24 protein-coding genes are annotated in these 24,152 nt (G+C 61.0%); 14 read left to right on the top strand and 10 right to left on the bottom strand.

All coding sequences use genetic code 11. The annotated features are described in order from the left end of the window. The first annotated feature begins 8 nt into the window (after positions 1-8). Entirely contained in the window at positions 9-2,183 is a 2,175-nt protein-coding gene (locus ACHFGA_RS06645; protein ID WP_394281623.1) for an NADP-dependent isocitrate dehydrogenase, read from the top strand. A gap of 77 nt (positions 2,184-2,260) precedes the next feature. Here the strand turns inward: ACHFGA_RS06645 and pdxS are convergent, their stop codons facing one another. After that, entirely contained in the window at positions 2,261-3,166 is a 906-nt protein-coding gene (pdxS, locus tag ACHFGA_RS06640; protein WP_394281622.1) for a pyridoxal 5'-phosphate synthase lyase subunit PdxS, read from the bottom strand. Positions 3,167-3,240: 74 nt separating this feature from the next. On the opposite strand from pdxS, the gene ACHFGA_RS06635 reads away from it, so the two are divergent. Continuing rightward, the gene (locus ACHFGA_RS06635) at positions 3,241-4,548 is read left to right on the top strand and encodes a PLP-dependent aminotransferase family protein (protein WP_394281621.1); all 1,308 of its coding nucleotides are present in this window, start codon (positions 3,241-3,243) and stop codon (positions 4,546-4,548) included. Here the strand turns inward: ACHFGA_RS06635 and ACHFGA_RS06630 are convergent. The 3 genes from ACHFGA_RS06630 to ACHFGA_RS06620 are packed head-to-tail and all read right to left on the bottom strand — an operon-like array spanning position 4,545 to position 7,244. Further along, entirely contained in the window at positions 4,545-5,240 is a 696-nt protein-coding gene (locus ACHFGA_RS06630; protein WP_394281620.1) for a hypothetical protein, read from the bottom strand. The two genes, ACHFGA_RS06635 and ACHFGA_RS06630, sit on opposite strands and share 4 nt — an antisense overlap. 10 nt (positions 5,241-5,250) lie before the next feature. After that, positions 5,251-6,744 (bottom strand): molybdopterin-dependent oxidoreductase, encoded by a 1,494-nt coding sequence (locus ACHFGA_RS06625; RefSeq protein ID WP_394281619.1) that lies wholly within the window; start codon positions 6,742-6,744, stop codon positions 5,251-5,253. A 2-nt stretch (positions 6,745-6,746) separates the two neighbouring features. After that, entirely contained in the window at positions 6,747-7,244 is a 498-nt protein-coding gene (locus ACHFGA_RS06620) for a hypothetical protein (protein ID WP_394281618.1), read from the bottom strand. A gap of 328 nt (positions 7,245-7,572) precedes the next feature. On the opposite strand from ACHFGA_RS06620, the gene ACHFGA_RS06615 reads away from it, so the two are divergent. The 6 genes from ACHFGA_RS06615 to ACHFGA_RS06590 all read left to right on the top strand — a co-directional run bounded on the left by ACHFGA_RS06615 (position 7,573) and on the right by ACHFGA_RS06590 (position 11,978). Beyond that, positions 7,573-7,851, top strand: a complete 279-nt coding sequence (locus ACHFGA_RS06615; RefSeq protein ID WP_394281617.1) for a transporter — start codon at positions 7,573-7,575, stop codon at positions 7,849-7,851. Between the two features lie 36 nt (positions 7,852-7,887). Continuing rightward, positions 7,888-8,154, top strand: coding sequence for a hypothetical protein (locus ACHFGA_RS06610; protein ID WP_018582576.1), 267 nt, complete (start codon positions 7,888-7,890; stop codon positions 8,152-8,154). 29 nt (positions 8,155-8,183) lie between these two features. Next, positions 8,184-8,759 (top strand): TetR/AcrR family transcriptional regulator, encoded by a 576-nt coding sequence (locus tag ACHFGA_RS06605; protein WP_394281616.1) that lies wholly within the window; start codon positions 8,184-8,186, stop codon positions 8,757-8,759. 18 nt (positions 8,760-8,777) lie between these two features. Then, entirely contained in the window at positions 8,778-9,374 is a 597-nt protein-coding gene (locus ACHFGA_RS06600) for an MBL fold metallo-hydrolase (RefSeq protein WP_394281615.1), read from the top strand. Positions 9,375-9,497: 123 nt separating this feature from the next. Further along, positions 9,498-10,820: an O-acetylhomoserine/O-acetylserine sulfhydrylase gene (locus ACHFGA_RS06595; RefSeq protein ID WP_394281614.1), complete on the top strand. Its 1,323-nt coding sequence runs from the start codon at positions 9,498-9,500 to the stop codon at positions 10,818-10,820. Positions 10,821-10,835: 15 nt separating this feature from the next. Continuing rightward, positions 10,836-11,978, top strand: a complete 1,143-nt coding sequence (locus tag ACHFGA_RS06590) for a homoserine O-acetyltransferase (RefSeq protein WP_394281613.1) — start codon at positions 10,836-10,838, stop codon at positions 11,976-11,978. On the opposite strand, the gene ACHFGA_RS06585 is transcribed toward ACHFGA_RS06590, so the two are convergent. Together ACHFGA_RS06585 and ACHFGA_RS06580 are read right to left on the bottom strand one after the other, a co-directional pair. Then, positions 11,975-12,292: a DUF3017 domain-containing protein gene (locus tag ACHFGA_RS06585; RefSeq protein ID WP_394281612.1), complete on the bottom strand. Its 318-nt coding sequence runs from the start codon at positions 12,290-12,292 to the stop codon at positions 11,975-11,977. The two genes, ACHFGA_RS06590 and ACHFGA_RS06585, sit on opposite strands and share 4 nt — an antisense overlap. Next, positions 12,276-13,133, bottom strand: coding sequence for a bifunctional methylenetetrahydrofolate dehydrogenase/methenyltetrahydrofolate cyclohydrolase (locus tag ACHFGA_RS06580; protein WP_394281611.1), 858 nt, complete (start codon positions 13,131-13,133; stop codon positions 12,276-12,278). The genes ACHFGA_RS06585 and ACHFGA_RS06580 overlap by 17 nt, the downstream gene beginning before the upstream one ends. Before the next feature lie 24 nt (positions 13,134-13,157). On the opposite strand from ACHFGA_RS06580, the gene ACHFGA_RS06575 reads away from it, so the two are divergent. Continuing rightward, positions 13,158-13,628 carry a tRNA (cytidine(34)-2'-O)-methyltransferase gene (locus tag ACHFGA_RS06575; protein WP_394281610.1) on the top strand — a complete coding sequence of 157 codons (471 nt, stop codon included), beginning with the start codon at positions 13,158-13,160 and terminating at the stop codon, positions 13,626-13,628. A 178-nt stretch (positions 13,629-13,806) separates the two neighbouring features. Continuing rightward, positions 13,807-15,066, top strand: a complete 1,260-nt coding sequence (locus tag ACHFGA_RS06570) for an HNH endonuclease signature motif containing protein (protein WP_394281609.1) — start codon at positions 13,807-13,809, stop codon at positions 15,064-15,066. Between the two features lie 26 nt (positions 15,067-15,092). On the opposite strand, the gene ACHFGA_RS06565 is transcribed toward ACHFGA_RS06570, so the two are convergent. Genes ACHFGA_RS06565 through ACHFGA_RS06555 form a run of 3 tightly spaced genes read right to left on the bottom strand, consistent with a single transcriptional unit; the run spans position 15,093 to position 17,547 of the window. After that, positions 15,093-16,433: a PH domain-containing protein gene (locus tag ACHFGA_RS06565; RefSeq protein ID WP_394281608.1), complete on the bottom strand. Its 1,341-nt coding sequence runs from the start codon at positions 16,431-16,433 to the stop codon at positions 15,093-15,095. Further along, positions 16,430-16,879 (bottom strand): PH domain-containing protein, encoded by a 450-nt coding sequence (locus ACHFGA_RS06560; RefSeq protein ID WP_394281645.1) that lies wholly within the window; start codon positions 16,877-16,879, stop codon positions 16,430-16,432. The genes ACHFGA_RS06565 and ACHFGA_RS06560 overlap by 4 nt, the downstream gene beginning before the upstream one ends. 5 nt (positions 16,880-16,884) lie before the next feature. Further along, complete coding sequence (locus ACHFGA_RS06555) at positions 16,885-17,547, bottom strand: metal-dependent transcriptional regulator (protein ID WP_394281607.1); 663 nt, start codon at positions 17,545-17,547, stop codon at positions 16,885-16,887. Positions 17,548-17,650: 103 nt separating this feature from the next. Between ACHFGA_RS06555 and ACHFGA_RS06550 the strand changes: the two genes are divergently transcribed. The 4 genes from ACHFGA_RS06550 to ACHFGA_RS06535 are packed head-to-tail and all read left to right on the top strand — an operon-like array spanning position 17,651 to position 21,055. Further along, positions 17,651-18,574: a metal ABC transporter substrate-binding protein gene (locus ACHFGA_RS06550; RefSeq protein ID WP_394281606.1), complete on the top strand. Its 924-nt coding sequence runs from the start codon at positions 17,651-17,653 to the stop codon at positions 18,572-18,574. Continuing rightward, complete coding sequence (locus ACHFGA_RS06545; RefSeq protein WP_394281605.1) at positions 18,571-19,299, top strand: metal ABC transporter ATP-binding protein; 729 nt, start codon at positions 18,571-18,573, stop codon at positions 19,297-19,299. The genes ACHFGA_RS06550 and ACHFGA_RS06545 overlap by 4 nt, the downstream gene beginning before the upstream one ends. Further along, the gene (locus tag ACHFGA_RS06540) at positions 19,296-20,156 is read left to right on the top strand and encodes a metal ABC transporter permease (protein WP_394281604.1); all 861 of its coding nucleotides are present in this window, start codon (positions 19,296-19,298) and stop codon (positions 20,154-20,156) included. The genes ACHFGA_RS06545 and ACHFGA_RS06540 overlap by 4 nt, the downstream gene beginning before the upstream one ends. Further along, entirely contained in the window at positions 20,153-21,055 is a 903-nt protein-coding gene (locus ACHFGA_RS06535) for a metal ABC transporter permease (protein WP_394281603.1), read from the top strand. Before ACHFGA_RS06540 ends, ACHFGA_RS06535 begins: the two co-directional genes overlap by 4 nt. Here the strand turns inward: ACHFGA_RS06535 and ACHFGA_RS06530 are convergent. Further along, entirely contained in the window at positions 20,967-24,062 is a 3,096-nt protein-coding gene (locus ACHFGA_RS06530; protein ID WP_394281602.1) for an error-prone DNA polymerase, read from the bottom strand. The two genes, ACHFGA_RS06535 and ACHFGA_RS06530, sit on opposite strands and share 89 nt — an antisense overlap. Positions 24,063-24,152: the final 90 nt, after the last annotated feature.

Raw genomic sequence — 24,152 nt, 5'->3', positions numbered from 1 at the left:
GAGGCTCAATGAGCACCATTATCTGGACCCGCACGGACGAAGCTCCGCTGCTCGCCACTTACTCGTTCAAGCCAATCGTTGAGGCATTCGCGTCGAACGCTGGCATCAACGTGGAAACCCGCGACATTTCCCTGGCAGGGCGTATCATTGCGCAGTTCCCCGAGCGTCTGACCGACGAGCAGAAGCTGGATGACGCACTGGCTAACTTGGGCAAGCTGGCGAAGACTCCAGAGGCCAACATCATCAAGCTGCCGAACATTTCCGCTTCCCTGGTGCAGCTGAAGGCTGCGATCAAGGAGCTGCAGGACGCAGGCTACGATGTTCCGAACTATGAGGACGCGAAGGACAAGTACGCGGTTGTCACTGGTTCCGCAGTGAACCCTGTGCTGCGTGAGGGCAACTCTGACCGTCGCGCGCCACAGGCTGTGAAGAACTTCGCGAAGAAGCACCCCCACTCCATGGGCGCTTGGTCCGCTGACTCCAAGACTGACGTTGCCACCATGGATGCCGCAGACTTCCGCCACAACGAGAAGTCCGTCATCATGCCTGCCGACGACACCCTGACCATCAAGCTCAATGGCAAGGTGCTCAAGGACGACCTGAAGGTGCTTGAGGGCGAGGTTATTGACGGCACCTACATGTCCGCGAAGGCTCTCGACGAGTTTCTCCTGGAGCAGGTCAAGCGCGCTAAGGAAGAGGGCGTGCTGTTCTCTGCACACCTGAAGGCCACCATGATGAAGGTCTCTGACCCAATCATCTTCGGCCATGTTGTGCGCGCATTCTTCAAGGATGTCTACGACAAGTACGGCGAGGAACTGCTGGCTGCTGGCCTGGACGGCGAGAATGGCCTGGGCGCTATTTACACTGGCCTGGAAGAGCTGGACAATGGCGCTGAGATCAAGGCTGCTTTCGACGAGGCACTGCGCAACGGCCCAGACCTGGCAATGGTGAACTCCCACAAGGGCATCACTAACCTGCACGTTCCATCGGACGTGATCATTGACGCTTCCATGCCTGCGATGATCCGCACCTCTGGCCACATGTGGAATGCGGACGACGCGGAGCAGGACACCCTGGCGGTTATCCCAGACTCCTCGTACGCCGGCGTGTACCAGACCGTGATTGATGACTGCAAGGCAAACGGCGCTTTCGACCCCACTACCATGGGCACCGTTCCTAACGTTGGCCTGATGGCGCAGAAGGCTGAGGAGTACGGCTCCCACGACAAGACCTTCAAGATCGCTGAGGACGGCAAGGTCACCGTCGAGAACTCTGATGGCGAGGTGCTCATTGAGCACGACGTCGAAAAGGGCGACATCTGGCGCGCTTGCCAGACCAAGGATGCTCCAATCCAGGACTGGGTGAAGCTGGCCGTGAACCGCGCACGCCTGTCCGGCATGAAGACCATTTTCTGGCTGGACCCAGAGCGTGGCCACGACGCGAACCTGATCACCCTGGTGGAGAAGTACCTGAAGGACCACGACACCGAGGGCCTGGACATCTCCATCATGGATCCAGTCGAGGCAACCAAGGTCACCGTTGAGCGCATGCGCAACGGCGAGGACACCATCTCTGTCACCGGTAACGTGCTGCGTGACTACAACACTGACCTGTTCCCAATCCTCGAGCTGGGCACCTCTGCGAAGATGCTCTCCGTCGTGCCATTGATGGCGGGCGGCGGCCTGTTCGAGACCGGTGCTGGTGGTTCCGCACCGAAGCACGTCCAGCAGGTTCAGGAAGAAAACCACCTGCGTTGGGACTCTCTCGGTGAGTTCCTGGCTCTGGCGGAGTCCTTCCGCCACGAGCAGAACGAGAACGGCAACGCTAAGGCTGGCGTGCTGGCCGATACTCTCGACGCTGCGACCGAGACCCTGTTGAATGAGGGCAAGAGCCCTTCGCGTAAGGTCGGCGAGATCGACAACCGCGGCTCCCACTTCTACCTGGCGAAGTTCTGGGCTGAGGAGCTGGCTAACCAGACCGAGGATGCAGAGCTGGCCGAAGCGTTCAAGCCGATCGCTGAGGAGCTTGGCGCTAACGCTGAGGCAATCGACAAGGAACTGCTTGAGGCACAGGGCTCCCCTGCTGACTTGGGTGGCTACTACCTGCCTAACGACGAGAAGACCAGCAAGGTCATGCGCCCATCGGAGACCTTCAACAAGATCATCGATGAGCTGAAGAAGTAACACTTCTCACACCTAATGCAGGAACGCCCGCCCCTATCAGGAGCGGGCGTTTCGGTGTCTGTAGCCCCTGTTTTCTTTTACCAGCCGCGTTCAGCGAGGCGGTGCGGTGCCGGCAGGTCAGCAACGTTGATGCCCACCATCGCTTCGCCTAGTCCGCGAGAGACTTCGGCCAGGACAGATGGGTCGTCGTAGTGCGTGGCAGCCTTCACGATGGCTGCTGCGCGCGCTTCTGGGTTGCCTGACTTGAAGATGCCGGAGCCGACGAACACGCCCTGGGCGCCCATCTGGCGCACGAGCGCAGCATCGGCCGGGGTGGATACGCCTCCGGCGACGAACATGGCGACGGGCAGCTGTCCGGTCTCAGCGACTTCGCGGACTAGGTCGTAGGGTGCCTGCAGTTCCTTGGCGGCGACATAGAGCTCGTCGCGGTCCAGGTTCTTCAACCGCGCGATTTCTGCGTTGATGGTGCGCAGGTGCTTGACGGCTTCGGAGACATCGCCGGTGCCAGCCTCACCCTTGGAACGGATCATTGCTGCGCCTTCGGTGATGCGTCGCAAAGCTTCGCCAAGGTTGGTGGCACCGCAGACGAATGGCAGGTCAAAGTCCCACTTGTTGATGTGGTGGGTGTAGTCGGCTGGGGAGAGCACTTCGGATTCGTCGATGAAGTCGACACCAAGCTCCGCCAGAATTTGTGCTTCCACGAAGTGGCCGATGCGGGCCTTCGCCATGACGGGAATGGAGACGGCGTCAATGATCCCGTCGATGAGGTCTGGGTCCGACATGCGGGCCACTCCGCCTTGGGCGCGGATATCGGCGGGCACGCGCTCAAGTGCCATCACGGCAGAAGCGCCGGAATCCTCTGCGATTTTTGCCTGCTCGGGGGTGACCACGTCCATGATCACGCCGTCGATGAGGTGGTCGGCGACTCCGCGCTTGACGGGTGTTGCTGCTTCAAAAGGTGTCAATTCAGTCATGGGTTCCATCAAAGCCCATCCGAGTGGTCCGAAACAAGAGCCACTTGACGCGTGTTGGATTGGGCCACTTTAGGATGAACGCTATGAATATTCCCCGCCGCATCGCCGCCGACATCCGCGACCGCATCGCCCACGGTGTCCTCCAACCCGGCGACCCGGTGGAATCAACACGCGCCCTAGCTGCTCGCCTGGGTTGTTCGCGCGGCACGGTGGTCACGGCATATGACCAGCTCATCGCGGAGGGTTACCTCGTCGCGGAGACTGGTTCGGGCACGCGCATTAACCCGGATCTGGCAACTTTGCACCCCGCCTCGTCGTCAAGCACCCGTGCTGCCACCGCCCCTCCATCGCCAGAAAAGATGATCCGCCTGACCCCCGGTGCGCCCGATATCACAGGTTTGATCACCCCGGCCTGGCGCGCTGCGTGGAGGGAGGCTGCCGCGGTCCCGCAGGAGCCGACGCCGGCGTCGGGCAGTGTGGATCTGCGCGCGGAGATCGCCTCTCACCTACGTCACATGCGTGGTGTGGTGGTGGACCCGGCGCGCATCGTGGTCACTGCAGGTGCCCGCGAGGGTCTCGGCGTGCTGCTGCAGGCATTGGGGCAGGGTTTGAGGATCGGCGTGGAGTCACCTGGTTATCCCAGCTTGCGCAAGGTGCCGCGCGCGTTGGGGCACACACTTGTCGAGGTCCCCGTGGACGCATCGGGGATGACGGAGCCGAACTCGCAGCTGGATGTGGTCATCGTCACGCCCAGCCACCAGTACCCTTCTGGCGGCAGTATGCACGCAAAACGACGCACGCAGCTTGTCCAGTGGGCTCGTCGTGAAGGCGCACTGATCATCGAAGATGATTTTGATTCTGAGCTGCGCTACGTCGGCCAGCCGCTGCCCGCGCTTTCTGCCCTCGCCCCGGACAGCGCGGTGTTGTTGGGCACGTTTTCCTCGGTGCTCTCCCCTGCCCTGTCGTGCGGCTACCTTGTTGTCCCGGGCCGGCTCGTTGAGCGCGTGACGACGATGCGTACCATTTTCGGCCAACCCGTCAGCGCGATCACGCAGGCTGCGCTGGCCCATTATCTGGCCAGTGGCGATGCGCGCCGCCACACTGGGGCGATCCGCCGGGCTTATAAGCGGCGCCGCAACGTGGTAACCCAGCGTCTCAGCGAGGTGCCCGGGCTGAAGCTCATTCCGATCGTTGGCGGTTTGCACGCGGTGATCCACTGTTCTGACGTAGTCATCGACCGCGCCCACGGCCTCGGCGTGGAGCTCACGCCACTACGCGATTATTGGGGCGGCGCCCAGGCCGCGGAGGGCGCGGTGATCGGGTTTGGGCATCTTGACGACGAGACCCTCGCCCGCGCGCTCGACGTGATTGTTGAGGCCGCCGGTGCTTAACCGTTGACTTTGGGGACTGACTTCAGGGTCTCCAGCGTCGGCAACTCCAACGCCTCCAAGATATCGCGCACGGCGTTGACCTCGGATTCGAAGCGCTGCAGTCGCTCCTCCTGGGACGGCGAGAGCGCGCCCTCCTTCTGGTAGTTCTTCAGCCGCGGGTAGCGCCCCGCTAGGAGTGAGCCCCAGAAGATTTTGAGGTCGAGGATCTCTTGGTCACCGGGGACGGGCTGTCCATTATGGAAGGCGATGATGTCTGCCAACTGGTGTTCCAGCATGGTGAGGTCCATGTCACCCCCGGGCAGGCCTTCGTCGTTGGCGAAGGTGTCCACGCCAGTGCGGGTAGGGCCTGCTGGGGTGTCGTAGAAGCGGTTGAGCGTCATCGCCTCGGCCGCGAGCACGGGCCGGTTGACGGGGAGGATCTTCGGGTTTTCTTCACCGAGGAGCTGGCCGCGGCTCATTCGAATGAAGGTGTTGTGCCCCTCCATCCCCGGCTTGGTGCATTTCAAACCAACGCCGTAGGATTCAAGATCCTCTTCCTGGAACATGTAGCCCAGGTAGCGGGCTCGGCGGTTGATCTCAAAGTCATCCGGGGTGGCCCCTTCGAGATGGAAGTCGATGGCCCGCAGGTAGTCACGGACGCGGGCGATGTGCTCGTCGGCAAGCATCAAATCTTCGTATTGTGCGCCATTCATGGTGTCCTCCTTAGAGCGTCTGCAGGCGGTCGTAGCTGTCGGTGTCTTCGAAGAAGCCGCCATTGCCGTTGCCGATGATGTCGAATCGATTGACCACTTCGATGCGGTCGAGCCACTTTGCGGAGCGGAAACCTGTGGAGATTTCTAGGCGCAGGCGCATGGGGGCACCATTCTTAATTGGGATCTCGTCGCCCCCGTAACCGATGGCGATGAGTGACTGGGGTTGGCGGGCCTCCAGCATGGGCATGGATTCGTAGTAGTAGGAGCCGGTGTAGATATCGTCGTCACGCGTCATGTTCTGGAAGGAGTGCACTACAACGTCCGAGGCGCCGTCGAGCGGCTTGACCAAGTCGAGCAAGACGTGCAGCGGCACACCATCCCAGGCGCCGACCGACGAGAAGCCCTGGACACAGTGGTGCACCGTGTTCTGCGAGTACCCGGCTGCAATCTCACGCAACTGCGGCAGCGTAAAGCGCATTGGCTTTTCGACGAAGCCGCCAATCTCGAGGATGTAATCTTCGTCGTAATCGTTACACACCATGGCCATGTACGCCTCGGTGCTTGGTGGCATTCCTGATGCGCGGTGCTCACCGTGAGGGGTGACCTCTTTATCGGTGTAGGTGGTGGTTTGGGCAGGCATGCGTCTTAAAGCGCGCGTTAGTGGGCGAACGACGGCGTTGTGGATCTTCTCGATCAGTCGCGGGTTATTCGTGGACGTCTTGGTAGCCCACACGTGGAAGATCACGATGAAAATCAGGCCGATGGTGAAGATGACGCCACCAGCAATGGGCTGGTCGGCATGCCCGAAGACCATCTTGGATACTTCGTGGCCGTAGCCGTGAGCGATGACCATGGCTACGTGGATCACCACGAACACCAAGTATGCGACGAGGCCCCAGAAGTGCAGGGTGCGGATCACTTGGCGCCCACCCATCGCGCGCGAAATCCGCGGGAAGCGGTTGTTGATTGCGGGCGACTGGAACGCACCCGTGATCATCATGAACAGGGGCAGGATCACCACGACAAAGCCGTAGGAGAGCTGCTGGATTGCGTTGAAGGGATAGCCGTCCATCGCGGGCGGGATCTGGAATGCGAGGTAGCTGACCAAATCATTCCAGGCTTGGCCGAACACGGACCAGTCTTCGGGCCAGTAACGGCGCCACTGGCCGGTGGCCAGCAGCAGTACCCAGTAGATCACCATGAGGGTTACCCACAGCACCACGGAAATGAAGTGCCAGTAGCGGCCCTGCCCCAGGTCACCATGGCCAGGCAGGGAGACGACGGGGTGGTAGTCGTCATATTCACCCGCAGCTGGGAAGTACTTCTTCCGGCGCTTGCGCTTGATTGTGAACTGTGCCCACTGTCCGCCTATCGGGGTGTGGATGGAGCGGTGCAGTTTCGGGAAGGTGCCCAGGATTTCGATTCCAGAGCGAATAAAAAGAAAAATGAACAGGATATTGACGAAGTGCTCAATACGGAGCCACACGGGATATTCCATCAACATGTTTAGTCCCCAAATCCTTGGTCGTCAGGGTAGGCAACGAGCACGCCGTAGCCCAGTGCCCAGCGAATGATTACGTACGCGATGCCGGCAAAGAACATGGTGTTCCAGGCCGCTGCGGTGTAGATTCCGGCGCCGTTCCACACGTAGGGTGCGGTGCCGAAGAGGCCGCCGATGTAGGCAACGATGGCTGCAAGGGCAGGCAACATTCCGAAGTCCCAGATCCGGGCCTTGGTGAGCAACCCGACGACGCAGAAAATGGCCGCGAGCGCGGAGACTAGGTACAGGGCGATGTCGCTTCCTGCAAAAATTTCGAAGTCGGTACGTGCGATGACAAATGATGTGAACGCGATCCACGCGATGATGAGCAGGATGACGGCTTTCGTCAGGCGTGGCAGATTGATTCGAATGTAGCGGAAAAATGGTGCACGTTTCCGTCCAGGCGGGACGTGTTCGTTGACATCATGCACGTCGTTATCCACTACGTCATGGGGTGATGACATGGTGTCCTCCAAGTAGCAGTGTGAATGTCACTGTGAATGTCACTCGGTGCGACAGCCGGAGAACGTCGTTTCGAGTTCATACCCGACGATAACGGCGATAAGCAAAACCGCATAAAGAAACAACTGTTCGGTTCCGCCCCAACGCCGTGACCTGCAGGCAAAACAAGCGTTTTGTACGGCAATGGTCGTTAAATAGACCAAAGGCACACCACATATTAAATTTTCCGATAGTGAATGAATTGGTCAGACCTTTTGGGTCTGTCCACGCATCCGGAGAGGCGACATCACTCACTGCATCTAGCTACCCACAATCGAAAAGGAGAACCACATGTCCGCAATGGTCATTTTTGGTCTCATAGCATCCGTCGCTCTCCTCTTTGCCTTTGCCATGCTCAATCTGGGCAAGTGGACTATCGACGATTACCCCTACCAAATCCTTAACTTCCTCGGCGCAGCATTCCTCACCCTGTCTGCGATGAACCCGCTCAACCTGGGTGTTTTCCTCACTGAATTGATCTGGAGCCTGCTGGGCCTGTACGGAATCATCAAGATTTACGTCAGACGCAAGAAGGCACGGGAAAAGACCACCCCTACGCCCACTGCTTAGCCTGCCCCACCCCCACTTTTCAGAACGGAAAACATCATGGAATCTCTCACATTTTCTACAGAAATTGGGCTTATTGCCGGCGTCTGCTTTGTGATCGCCTACGGCCTGTTGAACTTCGAGGTACTCAAATCCGATTCGCCGATCTACCAAGGACTCAACTTCCTCGGCGCTGTTGGTTTTGTGTACACCGCAATATCCCCCTTCAACCCCGGCTTGTTCGTGACTGAGCTGGTCTGGGCCATTGTCGCACTGTACGGCCTGTACAAAATTTTCACGAAAAAGAAGCAACCAGAGACTGCCTAACGAAGGGGCTGAAGACTACTGTCGGCTCTATGTCCGACACACCGGAGTCCCCAGCGCCCTCTGCCCGCGAGAAAATCATTCGTGCCACCTTGGACACCATTGCCCGGGAGGGCCTCGAGGGCACAACGATGCGACGTGTCGCGCTTAACGCAGGCCTGTCCGTAGGCGCGATCACGCACCACTTCCCCAACCGGGAGGCGTTACTAATTGACGCCATGAACCAGTACACCGATGACACCGTTGAACGGTTCAATTCATACTTCGAGGATGTCCACGATCTTCAGTCCGCTCGCGAGGCCGTGGTGCAGCTACTTTCTGCTCCGGCCCGTTCGCGCCTCGACATGGTGGTGGGAAGTGAGCTGTACACCATTTCTCTACGGCGTCCTCGGTTCCGTCTACTCCTAGACAGGTGGACCAGGGCATCCCGCGACATCATGTTGCGCTATTTCACGCAGGACTCTGTGTACATCATCGATGCACTATACGAGGGACTTCTTTTGCACCGTCGGATGAACCTCGGCGAATATACTGACGATCTGATTACTGCAGCCGTCGAGAGCCTGACTCCTCCTGAAAAATATATCGGCCCGACGCATTCGTCGTGAGCTACTACGCTGGGGCCTATGAAACTAACACTACTTGGACATTCCACTGTTGCTCTTGAGGCGCCCGAGGGTCGCATCGTGATTGACCCCGGCAACCTCACTGACGATCCACGCCTCGACGAGGCCCAGGCCATCCTGATCACCCACATTCACCCGGACCACTGCGACACCGAGCGCATCAAGAACTCTGGACTTCCCGTGTGGGGGCCGCAGGCTGTGATTGATGAGTTGGGAACGGGTGTCGTCGTAAAGTCCGGCGACACGATCGCCGTGCTCGGACAAGAGATCCAGTGCGTGGGTGAGATTCACGAGGTGATCCACCCAGACCTGCCGCGGCCGGAAAATATTGGCTATTTCACCGACGGTATTCTGCACCCGGGCGACGAGTTCATGGAGATTGACGGCGTGCGTACCCTGCTGATGCCGATTGCGTGCCCGTGGGTGAAGGGCGAGTACGCGGCCGAGTGGGCAAAGAAGATCGGCGCGCAGGCTACCTACCCGATTCACGACGAGGTGCTTTCCGACAAGGGCCGCACCCTGTACGACAACGTGTACAAGAACCTCAAGGTGCCTGGCTATGAGCGCCTCCCGCTGGGGACCACTGTGGACGCTTAAATAAGACAGCTTGGTCTAATTAGATTCATGGACCTACCTGCGCTGATTGTGCGCAAGGTTTCGTCGTTACGCGCAAAGTTTCTACACTTTTGTCAGCAAGAACGATGAAACCGAGGAGGGCTCATGCCTAAGTACGATAATTCCAACGCATCCGAGTGGTCTTTTGCCACCCAGGCCATTCACGCTGGCCAGCAGCTCGATCCTGAGTACGGCGCGCGCAACCAGCCGATTTACATGACCACCTCCTACGTGTTCGACGACGCGCAGCACGCGGAGAACCGCTTCAACCTGTCGGATGCGGGCCCGATTTATACTCGCCTGAACAACCCGACGACGACCGCCCTGGAAGATCGTCTGGCCACCCTTGAGGGCGGCGTGGGTGCCGTGGCCTTTTCTTCTGGCCAGGCAGCGGAGACCGCGGCGATTATCAACCTGGCGTCTGCTGGCGATCACATCGTGACCTCCCCGCGTCTCTACGGCGGCACGGAAACCCTGTTCCAGGTCACTTTGCAGCGCCTCGGCATTGACGTGACTTTCGTCGATAATCCTGATGACCCTGAGTCCTGGCAGGCCGCAGTGCAGCCCAACACGAAGGCCTTTTATGGCGAGACTTTCGGTAACCCGATCGCTGACGTGCTGGACATTCCCGCCGTGGCTGAGGTGGCGCACCGCAATAGCGTTCCGCTGATCGTCGATAACACGATGGCCACCGCTGCCCTGGCTCGTCCGATTGAGCTGGGCGCGGACATCGTCGTGGCGTCCCTGACCAAGTTCTACACCGGCAACGGCGCAGCGATGGGCGGCATCCTCATCGACGGCGGCAAGTTTGACTGGACCGTCGAGCGCGACGGCGAGCCCGTCTTCCCCTACTTCGTCAACCCTGATCCTGCGTACCACGGCTTGAAGTACGCCGACCTTGGTGCACCTGCTTTTGCGTTGAAGGCGCGTGCTGGCGTGATCCGCGATACCGGTGGCACCATCTCCCCGTTCAACGCCTGGTTGACCTTGCAGGGTCTGGACACGCTGGGTCTGCGCGTCGATAAGCACAACGAGAATGCACAGAAGGTGGCCGAGTACCTGGCGGGCCACGAGAAGGTGGAGTCGGTGAATTTTGCCGGCCTGGAATCTTCGCCGTGGTACGAGACCAAGGAGCGGTTGGGATACAAGTACACCGGCTCGGTATTGTCGTTTACTATCACTGGCGATCAGAATGACCGCACGAACGCGTGGAAGTTCATCGATGCGCTCTCGCTTCATTCGAACCTGGCCAATATTGGTGATGTCCGCTCGCTTGTGGTGCACCCCGCGTCCACCACGCACTCCCAGTCCGACGAGGCGGGGCTGAAGCGCGCAGGAATTTCCCAGGCCACGGTGCGCTTGTCTGTGGGTATTGAGGATATCGACGATATTCTCGCCGACTTAGAGCGCGGTTTTGCCGCCGTTTAGAAAGGAACACGCGACGTGATTGCTCTGCCTGCCGAAGGTGTTGTGGCCCATCAACCCATTGGCGACTTCACCACCGAGACGGACGTAATCATCGCTGACGCCACCATCGCCTACCAGCGGTGGGGCGAGTTCCGCGGGGATCCGCAGGGCAAGAACAACGTGCTCTTGGTGGAGCACGCCCTCACCGGTGATTCCGATGCCGCCACGTGGTGGGAAGGGCTGATCGGCCCCGGAATGGCGCTCGACACAGACCAGTGGTGCGTGATCTGCACCAACGTGCTGGGCGGATGCGCCGGCTCCACGGGCCCCTCCAGCCCGCACCCGGATGGGCAGGCCTGGGGTTCACGCTTCCCTGCTATCTCGATCCGCGACCAGGTGCACGCCGAGTACAACTTCTTGGCCGCACTCGGCATTCACCGCGTTCACGCGGTGCTGGGCGGGTCGATGGGTGGTGCGCGCACGCTGGAGTGGAGCGTTCTGTTCCCAGAAACTGTGTGCTACGCGTGCGTGATTGCGGTGTCGGCTCGTGCGAGTGCGTGGCAGATCGGCATCCAGACCGCCCAGATTTCCGCGATTGTGCGCGACCCGGACTGGCATGGGGGCGACTACTACTCCACCGACGCTTCCCCGCAGGCGGGGTTGGCGGCCGCTCGTCGTATAGCGCACCTGACCTACCGCGGCGAGCAGGAAATCGACGAACGCTTCGGCACCATGCCCCAGGCCGGGGAAAATCCGCTGGGCCCGTTCCGCGACGATCAGCAGCGCTTTGCCGTGCAGAGTTACTTGGACCACCAGGGCGACAAGCTGGTGGAGCGTTTTGACGCCGGCTCCTATGTCACCTTGACTGATTCGCTGAACCGCCACGATATTGGGCGCGGCCGCGGGGGTCTGAATAAGGCATTGGCTAGTTCGATGGTGCCCACCATGATCGTGGGTGTGGATACGGACATTTTGTACCCGTACCACCAGCAGGAACACCTCTCGCGCAACATCGGTAATTTGTTGGCGATGGCGAAGATTGTGTCGCCGGTCGGGCATGACGCATTCCTCGTCGAAACGCGTCAGATGGACCGGATCCTGCGCAACTTCCTCACCCTGACGCAGCAGGTGCCCTCGCCGGATGAGCTGGCGAAGAAGCACGGCCTGTTCAATATTTAGCTGCCCAGCGAGTCCACCGATACGGATAGCCACACCATGGCGGCGCCGAGCGCGGTGGTGAAAAGGGAGTCGAACCTGCGGGAACGCACAGCGACGAGGCCGATTTTGCGGGAATCGCAGGTAAGCCGCAGCACTGTTAGCCAGAGCATCGAAACGCCCATGGTGAACGAGGCGCGGCGCCAGTGCTCCGTCAGCGCCCACACCGACGCGAGCACCAGCCCGACGACGAACAGCGCGATGCCCAGGTACTGCACCCAGGGGGGCAGGCGCGATGGTTTCTGTTTGAGGTCGTGCGGGTTAGCCAGAGACTGCATTGTGCTCAGCCCGTTCGACTACGTTGCGTACCAAGAACGCGCGAGTCAAGGGGCCAACGCCGCCTGGGTTGGGCGATACTGCGCCAGCGACATCCCATACGTCGGGGTGGACATCGCCGGTGGTTTTTCCGTCGACACGCGAGACACCCACGTCCAACACTGCCGCGCCCGGCTTCACCATGTCCGCGGTGAGCATGTGGGGGACGCCGGCGGCGGCGATGATCACGTCCGCGCTGGTGGTCTCCGCCTTCAGGTCCTTGGTGCCGGTGTGGCACAGGGTAACGGTGGAATTTTCGCTGCGACGCGTGAGGATCAGCCCGATCGGCCGGCCCACGGTAACGCCGCGGCCAATCACGACGACCTTCGCCCCGTTTAATTCCACGCCGAAACGCTTCAGCAGGTGGATCGCACCGTTCGGGGTGCAGGGCAGCGGAGCAGGCTCGTTGAGCACCAGTTTGCCCAGGTTCACGGGGTGTAGGCCGTCAGCATCCTTGTCTGGATCGATGCGCTCAAGGATGGCGTTTTCGTCGATATGCTTCGGCAGTGGAAGTTGCACGATATAACCCGTCACCGAATCGTCCGCGTTGAGCTCGTCGATAAGCGCCTCGACCTCTTCCTGCGTCGCGTCCTCCGGCAGCTGCTTCTGGACCGAATGAATGCCCAGCTTCTCGCAGTCCTGGTGCTTCATGCGCACGTAGTTCTGGCTGGCAGGGTCCTCGCCGACCAGCACTGTCGCCAGACCGGGGGTGATGCCCTTGTCGCGCAGCGCCGCGACGCGTTCTTTGAGGTCCGCGAAGATCTCATCGCGGTAGAGTTTTCCGTCCAATTTCAATGCAGTCACGCCCCCTATCCTAGACTGAACCGCGTGTCAGAACTGCATGTCATCTTCGATAATCCTGTCATTCCTCCCAATACCGGCAATGCGATCCGCATGTGCGCGGGCACGGGTGCCACTTTGCACCTTGTTGAGCCCTTGGGGTTTTCCCTGGATGATAAGCATCTGCGCCGCTCTGGCCTGGACTATCACGACCTGGCCCACGTGGTCGTCCACCCCGATATCGACGCCTGCTTCGCTGCCCTCCCGGACTCGCGCATTTTCGCCTTTACGACGACCGCCTCGACCTTTTATACCTCTGTTGAGTTTCAGCCGGGCGATGCTCTCTTGTTCGGGACCGAGCCCACAGGGCTTCCCGACGACCACCTGGCCCACCCGCACATCACGCAGGAATTGCGCATCCCGATGTTGCCGGGGCGCCGCTCTATGAACCTGTCTAATTCGGCTGCCGTGGCGACGTATGAGGCGTGGCGGCAGCTTGGTTTTGGTGGCGGGATCTAGGGCTTTAATCGAATATATGACCTAGGTTGCGATTTGGCGCGCGACACCCCTTCGCCTGCGCTTCGTTATCGCATTGTTATCTTCGCGCCCCAGAACAACCGTTCCATATGTTCTATGCTTGGTGATAGAAGTTTTGAACGGGGAACAATAATCGGACATGCAACCGGGGGTGACCACCATGTCCACGCCAACTTTCACTCAACTCGACATCGCCAACGCATACTTCAGCGTGAATTCTGATAATGTGTTTGCCCGGCAGCAGACCGCTATTCGTCGCGCCGAGTTCGCCATGTGGGAAGACATCTACTTCACATCCGCTACACCAGCTTCAGAAAACGATTGGGATGAGTACGCCGCTTCCCTCCGCGCGAAGCTCGGAGTGGGCAAGAAGCTGATCGGCGACAACCTACTCGTTATGGAAACCCTCGAGGTATTGCCCGGTTTCCGCGAACTCGTCGTCGAACTCGGCCACGTTGACCTGTACACGCTGCGCCAGATCATAACCACGACCACTTGTGACACCTTCTGGGATTTTGAGCAGGTCCCGGGGCTTGTCGACGAACTATTGGGCGACCTCTACTGCCCGACCCGCCCCAACCAATCCCTACCGAGCGTTCGCACCGTAAAGAAGAGAATCACGGAGCTACTGCGAAACGTCACCCCTGAAGAGGGCCAGGAAGTAGAAACCGAAACCGGCCCACCAGGCCACTGGGTGGAGGAAAACGCCAACGGCACCTGCACCGTGAGCTCCACTTGGGATGCGTGGACAACCGCCAAGATTGAAGCGCTGATCCACAAGTGCGCTACAGAGAACAACATCTCTTTCGCCGCAGCACACGCGCTTCTCATCCTCGAGGACACGCAATTAAGTTTGATCCTCAACATGTACCAAGCTAGCGATGTCGCTGACGCTCCCGTGTGGATGTCCCCTTTTGGCGACTTCAACAGCGTCGACTCCGCCCGTGCCGCCGCCGAAGCCACCCACGTTCGTGACCTCAGCGGTGCACAAGATGAGTCCACCGACAGCTACCGCCCCACCAGCCGCATCAAGGCCTATGTCGAGGGGCGGGACGGAACCTGCCGCTTCCCCGGATGCACGCGCCCGGCGATGTACACCGACAAAGACCACCGGGTAGACCACGCAGATGGCGGGCCGACCAGCCCCCACAACCTCATCAGCCTCTGCAGACACCACCACAATAAGAAAACCGATGGAAGCATCGGATACCTTCTCGATGGCTACTCCGGTGCGGTCTACTGGCTCTACAAAGACGGAACCTGGGAAGTCGACGAACCAACCGGCCCACTCAGTCCCAAAAAGGCCAACTGGCTGGTCACATTCAACGACATCACCCAGGTACTCAAACGAACACCAGGGCCGAAAAGGCGACCGGTCACCATCCCACCCGGGATGGACCCAGACCACCCACCTTTCTAGCCGAAGCGGCGATCAATGTGGCGCGGTCATGCGCTCAGTATAGGTCTTTCTAGTTGGGGCAATTCGCGGTTGCGTAAAACGTCGACAAGCTCGCGCGCTTCCGCGGGGTCCATGTCACGACCAGCCATGACGACCGGCCCGGGCACCAAGTCCAGGCGCACCGTGGCCAAGCCCACCAGGTTTTGGATCGGTCCGCGCCGCAGCGTCAACTCCTGAATGTGGGAAGCCTCGATGAAAGCCACACGGCGAGAGGCCCACCCACTATGCACGACAACACAGCCATCGACCAGAGTCGTTGCCTGGCGGTGGGCATCCAACGGCGAAGCCACCCGTGCCCGGCGCGGTGAACGATAGGTGGCGGCGGTGGCCCCCTCTGGTGCGGCCACCTCTTCGAGCTGGTCCCAGGTCAGCGCGCCCACTCGTGCGGCAATCAGCATCGCTTGTTCGCGCGAGCCCACCGGCAGGATGCGGGTGGTCCCGGACTGCTTGTTGGATTCGGGCCCGTAGCCGGCCACGGAGACGGACACGGTCCACCACCCCAGCATTCGCCACAGCACGGGCTGGGAAATCCTCACCGCGTGGATCCGGTCCAACGGCACCGCTTGCCGACGACGAGACGCCAGCCCATAAGCAAGGTGCAGTACATTGTCCGAATCCAGCACCGCGTTGAAGCGCCACGATTTGTCGATCATCCCCCACACAGGCGGCACTAGCGCCACGACTAGGGGTGCTATCGTCGCAAAGGGAATGGGAGCAAGCAGGGAAAACAGCACCCACGCAAAAGCGGTGATCGTCGAAAAGCGAAAGGCTGTGCCGACCAGCGAGCGCCAGATCGGGATAGGCGGGATGATGTAATCAGGCGTTGCGGGCTCGTGCGTGTCGACGGGTTCTGCGCCCAGCAGTTCGTGGCGCAGCGCCTCGCCTTCCGCGCGGGGGAGGTAGGCGATCTCAATATTCGAGGAGGCGCCGCCGGCGGTTTCGATGCGCACGGCGGCCAGCCCGAAGATGCGGGCAATGAGTGGTTCGACCACGTCGACGGCCTGGATGCGGTCATAGCGGGCGGTACGCAGCTGGGTGGAGATGACACCGCGTTTGAGGCGGACCTCTTCGTCGTCGAGGCGGAATCCGGTGGCGGCCCACCAGATCTGGGAGACCACAAAGATGGCCACGCAGGCCACCAGAAAAGCGCCGACTCCGAGAAGCAGGGGCATGAAGGAGCCGTCGTCGCCGCGGACCGCTTCGGAAAGGCGCGTGATCACTGCCTGGTTAAGGTTGGCGACCCCGATAGCCAGCAGCGCGAGGATGACGGTCCAGAATCGCAGCAGCGGGGTGAGGCGGTGGACTCGTCGATAAGCGTGCTCGGTCACAGCCCGCTCATCCTCTCTCGCGCTTGCACGGTGAGGCGTCGGCGCAGGTCATCGGCCTGATCGGCGGGTAGGCCGCGCACGGTGGAGTCGGATGTCGACGAGGCGGTGTGCAGTACCACGTTCTTCAGCCCGAAGACGCGCATGATGGGCCCGGCATTCACGTCAACGAATTGGATCCGCCCGTAGGGCACCACGGTGAAGGTGTGCCACATTTTGCCGCGGGTGATCAGGAGCTCGTCGCCAGTCTCCTGCCAGCGGTGCAGGCGCACGCGCGCGGGAATCAGCCAGGCATACCACGCGACCAGCGCGACGACGACGGCGATCGCGATCCACCAATAGCCACCCCAGCGCACGTAGGCCACGACGGCCGCGGCCAGCAGCGCCAGAATCCAGATCGCGCTGGAGAGGTACTGCACCCACACCAGTTTCGGTGAGACGGGGTTCATCTCGCTCATCGGCGGACCCTGATCGCGCCCAGGGAGGATTCGGCCAGAGTGACCTCGTCCCCGGCCTCGGTGGTCACGGTGAGCAGGCCCACGCTTGCAGGTTGCTTAACGACGATCACCTCGCCCGGGATCAGGCCGTGAGCATCAAGGTAGCGGAGCAATTCGGGGTCTGAATCGTTGACCTGTGCCAGCTGGTAGGTGCCAGGTTCGACGGCTGCAAGCGAGGCGGTGTCATCGTCGACAAGCGAACCATCGGCGCGCGGGATGGGGTCGCCGTGTGGGTCGACGGTGGGGTGGCCCAGGTGGGCGTCGATGCGCTCGAGCAGCTTGTCGGAGATGGAGTGTTCGAGCAGGTCAGCGTCGTCATGCACCTCGTCCCAGCTGTAGCCGAGCACGGTGACCAGGAAGGTTTCGACGAGGCGGTGGCGGCGCACCATCTGGATGGCTAGTTGGGTGCCCTTGTCGGTGAGCCGAATGCCGGAATAGGGCTCGTGGTGAACAATGCCTTGGTTGCCCAGGCGCTTGATGGCTTCGGAGGCGGTGGGCGTTTTCTGTTCGAGGCGGGTAGCGATCTCCCCGAGGGCGGCGGGTTCGCCCGAGTACTCGGTGATATCCCAAATGGTTTTGATGTAGTCCTGGCTGCGCTCGGGGAGATCGCGAATATGCATGGCCCACATCCTACTGGACAACCCCCGTGTTCGTAGATTAGGTTTAACGTTGTTCAATGGGTTGAACAACTGAAAACGTAACGACAAAGAAATAGGTACGACAATGCGAATTCTTGCAGCGGCCCTGGCCGTAGCGCTCGGAACCGGGCTCGCCTCCTGCTCTGTCTCCGAGTCCGCACAGGGCTCCGACGGCACCCTCGACATCTTCGCCACCACCGGGTACATCGCCGACGCGGCAGCCAATATTGCCCCCGAAGCCAACGTGGTCACCCTCGTCGGCCCCGGCGGCGACCCGCACACCTACCAGCCCTCCACCAAGGACATCGAAACCATGTCCCAATCGGATGTGGTCTTGTGGAACGGCCTTTACCTGGAAGCGCAGATGATCGACCAGCTCGAATCCTTCGGCGACAAGCAAGTAGCCGTCGCGGAAGCCGTGGACGAAGACATGCTCCTGGGCTGGGATGACACCGACGACGAAGGTAACGCGCTGCATGACCCCCACGTGTGGAATAACCCGCTGGCGTGGCAACAGGTTGTGGATGCCATCGCCACCAAACTCGGAGAGATCGATCCTGAGCGTGCCGACGAATACGCCGCCAACGCCGAGCAGTACAACCATAAGATCAGCGCCAAGCACGAGGAAGTCTCCGCCATGATGGAGGACATCCCGGACCCTCGCATCCTGGTGACCGGCCACGACGCCTTCGCCTACTTCGGCGACACCTATGATCTAGAGGTGCGGGCCACCGACTTCATCTCCACCGAAGCGGCACTGTCCGCCACCGAACTGTCGGAGCTGGCCGACTATATCGCCGACAACAAAGTCCCCGTGATCTTCCAGGACAACCAAGCAAACCCGCAAGCCATCACCTCACTGAAGGAGGCCGTGGAATCCCGCGGTTGGAGTGTCACCGTCTCCACGGAGGAACTTTTCGCGGACTCGCTTGGCCCCACCGCTCCCACCGACACCTACCTCGGTGTCCTGGAGCACAACGCCACCACGGTCTCTGAGGGGCTCAAATGAGTTCTCCTGCTCTCCAAGCACACGATATATCTGTCAGCTATAACAACGTTCAAGCGCTCAAAGGTGTGGATATCCTCGTCCCAGAAGGCATCGTGATGGGGATTGTAGGGCCCAATGGGTCCGGCAAATCCACCCTGATGAAGGCCGCCCTGGGGCTGATCGAGCGCCAGCGCGGAACCGTCGAGTTTTTCGGCCAGCCTTTAGGGCGCGTCCGTAACCGCATCGGGTACATGCCGCAGCACACCTCGGTGGACTGGGACTTCCCCATCACCGTGGAACAGGTGGTCCTGATGGGCACCTACGGCCAGCTCGGCTGGTTCCGCCGCCCCGGCACCAAGGAACGTCAACGCGCCGAACAAGCGATGGTGGATGTCAGCATCACCGATCTGCGCACGCGACAGATCGGCGAGCTCTCCGGTGGTCAACGCCAGCGCGTCTTCTTGGCACGCACCCTAGCGGGGCAGCCGGACCTGTTGTTCATGGACGAACCCTTCCAAGGCATCGACCACATTTCCCAGCAGGCGATCGTCGACGTGTTCCACTCGCTGCGCGCCCAAGGCAAGACCATCGTCGTTGTGCACCATGACCTGAACACTGTGCCCGATCTCTGCGACCACGTCACCTTGTTGTCCGGCGGTTCCGTCGTGACTGCCGGGCCAGTCAGCGAGGCCTTCAACCGCGACACCATCCAGGCCGCATACGGACAAGCGCCAGTAAAACTATGAGTGTTACCGAATTCTTCACCAACTACACCTACGTCACAGTCCTGATCGGCACGACTGCCATCGGCCTTGTCGCCGGTGCCCTAGGCGTCTTCGCCTACTTGCGGAAACAGTCGCTGATCTCCGACGTGATCTCACACTCAGCACTGCCCGGAACGCTGCTCGCCTTCCTTTTCCTGTCCGCCATCGGACTGCAGGGGCGTTCCATGTTCGGCCTGATCGTGGGCGCGGTGATCGTCGGCGTGGCCGCCACTTGGCTGGTCAGCTGGATCAAACACAACTCCACCGTGGCCCTCGATACCGCCATGGCCGTCGTGCTCACCGGCTTCTTCGGCGCAGGCATGCTGATCATGCAGTACATCGACCGCCGCCCCATCCCCGGCAAAGGTGGCGTTAAAGATTACCTCTTCGGCAACGCCTCAACACTTACGCGCGATGACATCGTGGTCAGCCTCATCGTCGGCGGGCTCGCGCTGCTCATCATGGTCGCTGCGTGGAAAGAACTCTGCGTCTCCAGCTTCGACCAAGAACACGCACAGATGATGGGCTTTCAACGCCACGCCACCGACGCGGTCATGTTCACCACCTTGGTCATCGCGACGGTCATCGGGCTTAAGGCGGTGGGGTTGGTGCTCATGGTCGCGTTCGTGATCACCCCGGCGGCCGCGGCCCGCCAATTCTCGCGCTCCGTGTCCACCATGGTGCTGCTCGCCGCCCTGATCGGCGCGGGTGCCAGCGCACTTGGGGCCTATATCTCGATTGCATGGGGGCCGCTACCCACGGGACCAGTCATCGTCGTCACGCTCGCGGCGATCCTGCTGCTGTCCCTTATCTTCTCCCCACGAAAGGCACGGGCATGAGTATCTTCATGGCAGGTTTCCTGCTCACCATCGTCACCGCCGTCACCTGCGCGGTGCCTGGAGTGTTCGTCGTGCTGCGCCGCAACTCCATGCTTGTCGACGCCATCGGGCACGCAGCCTTCCCCGGCATCGTCGTGGGGTTTGCCATCACGAATAACCTCGACTCCCCGTGGCTCATCGTCGGCGCCGCAGCCGCAGGGCTGGTGGTGGTGTGGGGTGCCGAATGGCTGTACAACACCGGCCTGATCACCCGCGACGCCTCCCAGGGCCTTCTCTTCCCCACCCTGTTCGCGGTGGGCGTGATCATGGTGTCAGCGCACTTTTCCGATATCCACCTGGATACCCACCTCGTCTTGGTGGGTGATCTCAACCTGGCGGCTTTCGACCGCCTCATCATCGGGGGCTATGACCTCGGCCCGAGCTACATGTACTTGATGCTCGCCGTTTTAGCCCTCAACGTGGCGTTCCTGCTGCTGTGCCACCGGCAGATGGTGGCAAGTACCTTCGACCCGGACTTCTCCGTGGTCACGGGGATCCCCATCCGCGTACTGTCGAGCACGTTCATGTTTCTGGTGGCGGTCACTGTGACCGCAGCGTTCAACGCGGCCGGTGCCCTGCTGGTGCTCGCGCTCATCGTCGCGCCCGCGGCAAGCGCCAGCCAGATGGTCAACAAGATTTCACACATGTTCGTCGTGACGGTGGCGATCGCCGCGGTCGGCGCCATCGTCGGCTTCGGTGCCGCGTACGTGCTTGACCTGGCCACTTCGGCAACGCTGGCGGTATTCTACGCGCTGATTTTCCTGGCGGTGGTCATCGGAAATCGCGTGATCCGCGCGAGAGCACCTCGCTCAGCTCAAGCGGCTCCAACTTATCAGCCACAACCGTCACTGCCCCAGTAGCGTTCTGCACAATACCGCGCACCACCAGGGCTTTCGCGGTGCGCGCCAGCACGCGATGCCGTTTCCACAAACCGGGTGTGATCATCACGTTGATCAGCCCGGTTTCGTCTTCCATCCCCAAAAACGTCACGCCGCTGGCGGTATTGGGGCGCTGTCGGTGCGTCACAATACCACCCACACGGATGCGCGCCCCATCCTCCGCCTCACGCAACTGAGTCGCGCTCAACGCCCCGCGCTGGGTGAGCAGATCGCGCACGAAGGCCACTGGCTGCGTATCAGGAGTCACCCCGGTCTGCGCCACATCCGCCGCCAACAACTCCAGCGCCGTCATACCCGGTAAGGCTGGGGCCTCGATGGCCGAGGTATTCGGCAACATCCCCTCCTTTTCGGCCACGCCCGCTTGCCACAGTGCTTGACGACGATCCACTCCGAAACAATCCAACGCTCCCGCCTTGGCAAGAGCCTCCACCTGAGCCACCGACAAACCGGCCCGACGCGACAGGTCCGGGATCCCCGTATAGGGCTGGTGTTTTTCTACCCGCGCGGCACCGTTGCCTAAACCATTAACCAGGTTCAGGCCCACCCGAATGGTCCGCGGGTCCAGCACCCTGGCCTCTTCCCCACTGTCATTCACGCTGACGGGCAGCACACGCACACCGTGGCGGCGCGCGTCCTGGATCAATGACTGCGGCGAATAAAAGCCCATCGGCTGGGCCCGCAATAAACCCACGCAAAATTCCGCTGGGTGATAGTGCTTAAACCACGCCGAAAAATACACCAAGGAAGCAAAGGACTGCGAGTGGGACTCAGGAAAGCCATAGGCGGCAAACGCCACGATCTTGTTCCACAGTTTCGTCGCCGTCTCCTCATCGATCCGGTTGGTCTCCCAGCAGCCATCGAAGAAGCGGGAACGCAGCGCCTCCATTTTGGCCGGGGAGCGCTTCGAGCCCATGGCCCGCCTTAAAGAGTCCGCCTCCCCGCCGGAAAAGCCAGCAGCATCCACCGCCACCTGCATCAGCTGTTCCTGGAACAGCGGCACGCCCAGCGTCTTGCCCAAAGATTTTTCTAGCACCGGGTGGTCATAGGTGACTTCCTCCTTGCCATCGCGGCGGCGCAGATACGGGTGGACGGAGCCGCCCTGGATCGGGCCCGGACGGATCAGGGCGACCTCGACGACGAGGTCAAAAAACTTGCGCGGCTTCAACCGGGGCAAGGTCGACAACTGCGCGCGTGACTCCACTTGGAAAACACCCACGGCATCGGCGCGGCACAGCATGTCATAGACGGCAGGATCAGCAAGATCCAGATCCCACAGCTGCACCTTTTCGCCCGTCGTCTGCTCCACCAGATCGATCATGTGGTGCAGGGCCTCCAGCATGCCCAGGCCCAGCAGATCAAACTTCACCAGGCCGGCCGAGGCCGCATCATCTTTATCCCACTGGATCACAGAACGATTCTCCATGCGGGCCCACTCCGTCGGCACCACATCGGCGATGGGGCGATCGCAAATCACCATGCCACCGGAGTGAATGCCCAGGTGGCGCGGTTGGCCAGAGAATTCGTCGGCAAGCGTGGTGACGTCCTCCGGCGGGTCGCTCAAGCCCTTCGCCCAGCCGTCGATCGTGCCCTGCGGGTAGCCCAAGGCGCGGGCAGCGTCACGCATCGCGCCTTTTCGACGATAGGTAATCACGTTCGCCACCTGTGCCGCATTATCGCGACCGTATTTGTCGTAGACGTACTGGATCACCTCCTCGCGCCGGCCGGACTCAATATCAATATCAATATCCGGCGGACCGTCGCGATCCGGCGACAAAAACCGCTCGAACAGCAGGCCCGCGCTAATCGGCTCCGCATTCGTGATCCCCAGCGCGAAACACACCGCCGAGTTCGCCGCAGAGCCACGTCCCTGGCACAAAATATTGGAGTCGCGGCAAAAATCCACCAAGTCATTCACGATCAGGAAGTAGCCCGGAAAACCCAGGCGCTCAATCACATCGAGTTCATAACGGATCTGCTGCCAGGCGCGCTGCTTCACCTCTTCAGGGCGCGACGCATAACGCACCTCCGCCCGCTGCCACGTCAAGCGGGTGAGATCATCGATCGTGCCCGCATCCGGCAGGTTCGGCCCCACAAGATTGAGGGTAAACGCGCACTCGCGGGCAATATCGACCGTGGTGGCAATCTCCCCGGCACGCTCTGGTGCCAGCCGCAGCATCTGCTCGCCGGAGCGCATCCAGCCCGCGCCCATCGGGTGGATGAACCCTTGGGCTTGTTCCAGTGCTTCACGACGAGCCAACGCGCGCTTCGCCGCCGCCAGCCGTGCTCGGTCCCGCGTGGCGGCCCCCGGCACCGCGGTAACAATACCTTTTAACTGGGGAAACCGATCCAGTTGGGCGTGGTGATCGGCATCCTCCGGGGTCATGGTGAACTGATATTCCAAAACCACTCGGTCTATACCAAAAACTTCGACCAGGCGATCGATCTGGCCGGCCCATTCATGGTCCGCCAGCACATAGCACTCGCCACCAAGCTGGTCCGCGATCATCTCTAGCGGCGGGTAGGCCACCCGATCTTTGTCGCGAGTGATCATGTGCGCCTGCGTCATCAAATGCGACAGCCTCTTATAGCCTTCGGGCCCGCGCGCCAGCACCGCCAGGACGCGGCCATCCAACGTCAGCTCCGCGCCGAACACGGTGGGCAGACCCCGCTTGGCGGCGGCCTCGGCGGTCTTGACAGCGCCATAAAAACCGTCCCTGTCCAGCAGTGCGAGGCCCTGCAGGCCTAGCTCTACCGCGCGGTCCACGCACTCTTCCGGCTCGCTGGCCCCGCTCAAGAAATTAAAGCTGGAATGCCCGTGCAGCTCGGCGAAAAGGACAGCGGAATGCCCGGCAGGGGCCTCGTCGTCAAGCGAAAGATGCTCGACGGAGACAGGCGTGGGCCCAGGGCGGCCCGACAAAATGCGCTCAAGCCGCGACCACGATAAAGGTGCCCCGCCGTTAAATCTCACGGGACCCAAACTAACATCATTCGAATGTTTGTGCCAGGCGCAAGCGCGACTAGTTGCGCGGGCCAACTAGACTAAGCGGTCCACTAGGTG

Source organism: Corynebacterium sp. (assembly GCF_043426755.1).
Taxonomy (GTDB): Bacteria; Actinomycetota; Actinomycetes; order Mycobacteriales; family Mycobacteriaceae; genus Corynebacterium.
The sequence above is the reverse complement of the archived record's forward strand: the minus strand, read 5'-3'. Positions and strand labels throughout refer to the sequence as shown.

Excerpts from the sequence above, each read along its gene's own strand:
- pdxS (WP_394281622.1), bottom strand. The coding sequence starts at position 3,166 with ATGGAACCCATGACTGAATTGACACCTTTTGAAGCAGCAACACCCGTC.
- ACHFGA_RS06560 (WP_394281645.1), bottom strand. The coding sequence starts at position 16,879 with ATGAACCCCGTCTCACCGAAACTGGTGTGGGTGCAGTACCTCTCCAGC.
- ACHFGA_RS06540 (WP_394281604.1), top strand. The coding sequence starts at position 19,296 with ATGAGTGTTACCGAATTCTTCACCAACTACACCTACGTCACAGTCCTG.
- ACHFGA_RS06600 (WP_394281615.1), top strand. The coding sequence starts at position 8,778 with ATGAAACTAACACTACTTGGACATTCCACTGTTGCTCTTGAGGCGCCC.
- ACHFGA_RS06625 (WP_394281619.1), bottom strand. The coding sequence starts at position 6,744 with ATGTTGATGGAATATCCCGTGTGGCTCCGTATTGAGCACTTCGTCAAT.
- ACHFGA_RS06620 (WP_394281618.1), bottom strand. The coding sequence starts at position 7,244 with ATGTCATCACCCCATGACGTAGTGGATAACGACGTGCATGATGTCAAC.
- ACHFGA_RS06550 (WP_394281606.1), top strand. The coding sequence starts at position 17,651 with ATGCGAATTCTTGCAGCGGCCCTGGCCGTAGCGCTCGGAACCGGGCTC.
- ACHFGA_RS06610 (WP_018582576.1), top strand. The coding sequence starts at position 7,888 with ATGGAATCTCTCACATTTTCTACAGAAATTGGGCTTATTGCCGGCGTC.
- ACHFGA_RS06615 (WP_394281617.1), top strand. The coding sequence starts at position 7,573 with ATGTCCGCAATGGTCATTTTTGGTCTCATAGCATCCGTCGCTCTCCTC.
- ACHFGA_RS06570 (WP_394281609.1), top strand. The coding sequence starts at position 13,807 with ATGTCCACGCCAACTTTCACTCAACTCGACATCGCCAACGCATACTTC.
- ACHFGA_RS06585 (WP_394281612.1), bottom strand. The coding sequence starts at position 12,292 with ATGCAGTCTCTGGCTAACCCGCACGACCTCAAACAGAAACCATCGCGC.
- ACHFGA_RS06630 (WP_394281620.1), bottom strand. The coding sequence starts at position 5,240 with ATGAATGGCGCACAATACGAAGATTTGATGCTTGCCGACGAGCACATC.
- ACHFGA_RS06595 (WP_394281614.1), top strand. The coding sequence starts at position 9,498 with ATGCCTAAGTACGATAATTCCAACGCATCCGAGTGGTCTTTTGCCACC.
- ACHFGA_RS06545 (WP_394281605.1), top strand. The coding sequence starts at position 18,571 with ATGAGTTCTCCTGCTCTCCAAGCACACGATATATCTGTCAGCTATAAC.
- ACHFGA_RS06605 (WP_394281616.1), top strand. The coding sequence starts at position 8,184 with ATGTCCGACACACCGGAGTCCCCAGCGCCCTCTGCCCGCGAGAAAATC.
- ACHFGA_RS06645 (WP_394281623.1), top strand. The coding sequence starts at position 9 with ATGAGCACCATTATCTGGACCCGCACGGACGAAGCTCCGCTGCTCGCC.
- ACHFGA_RS06555 (WP_394281607.1), bottom strand. The coding sequence starts at position 17,547 with ATGCATATTCGCGATCTCCCCGAGCGCAGCCAGGACTACATCAAAACC.
- ACHFGA_RS06535 (WP_394281603.1), top strand. The coding sequence starts at position 20,153 with ATGAGTATCTTCATGGCAGGTTTCCTGCTCACCATCGTCACCGCCGTC.
- ACHFGA_RS06635 (WP_394281621.1), top strand. The coding sequence starts at position 3,241 with ATGAATATTCCCCGCCGCATCGCCGCCGACATCCGCGACCGCATCGCC.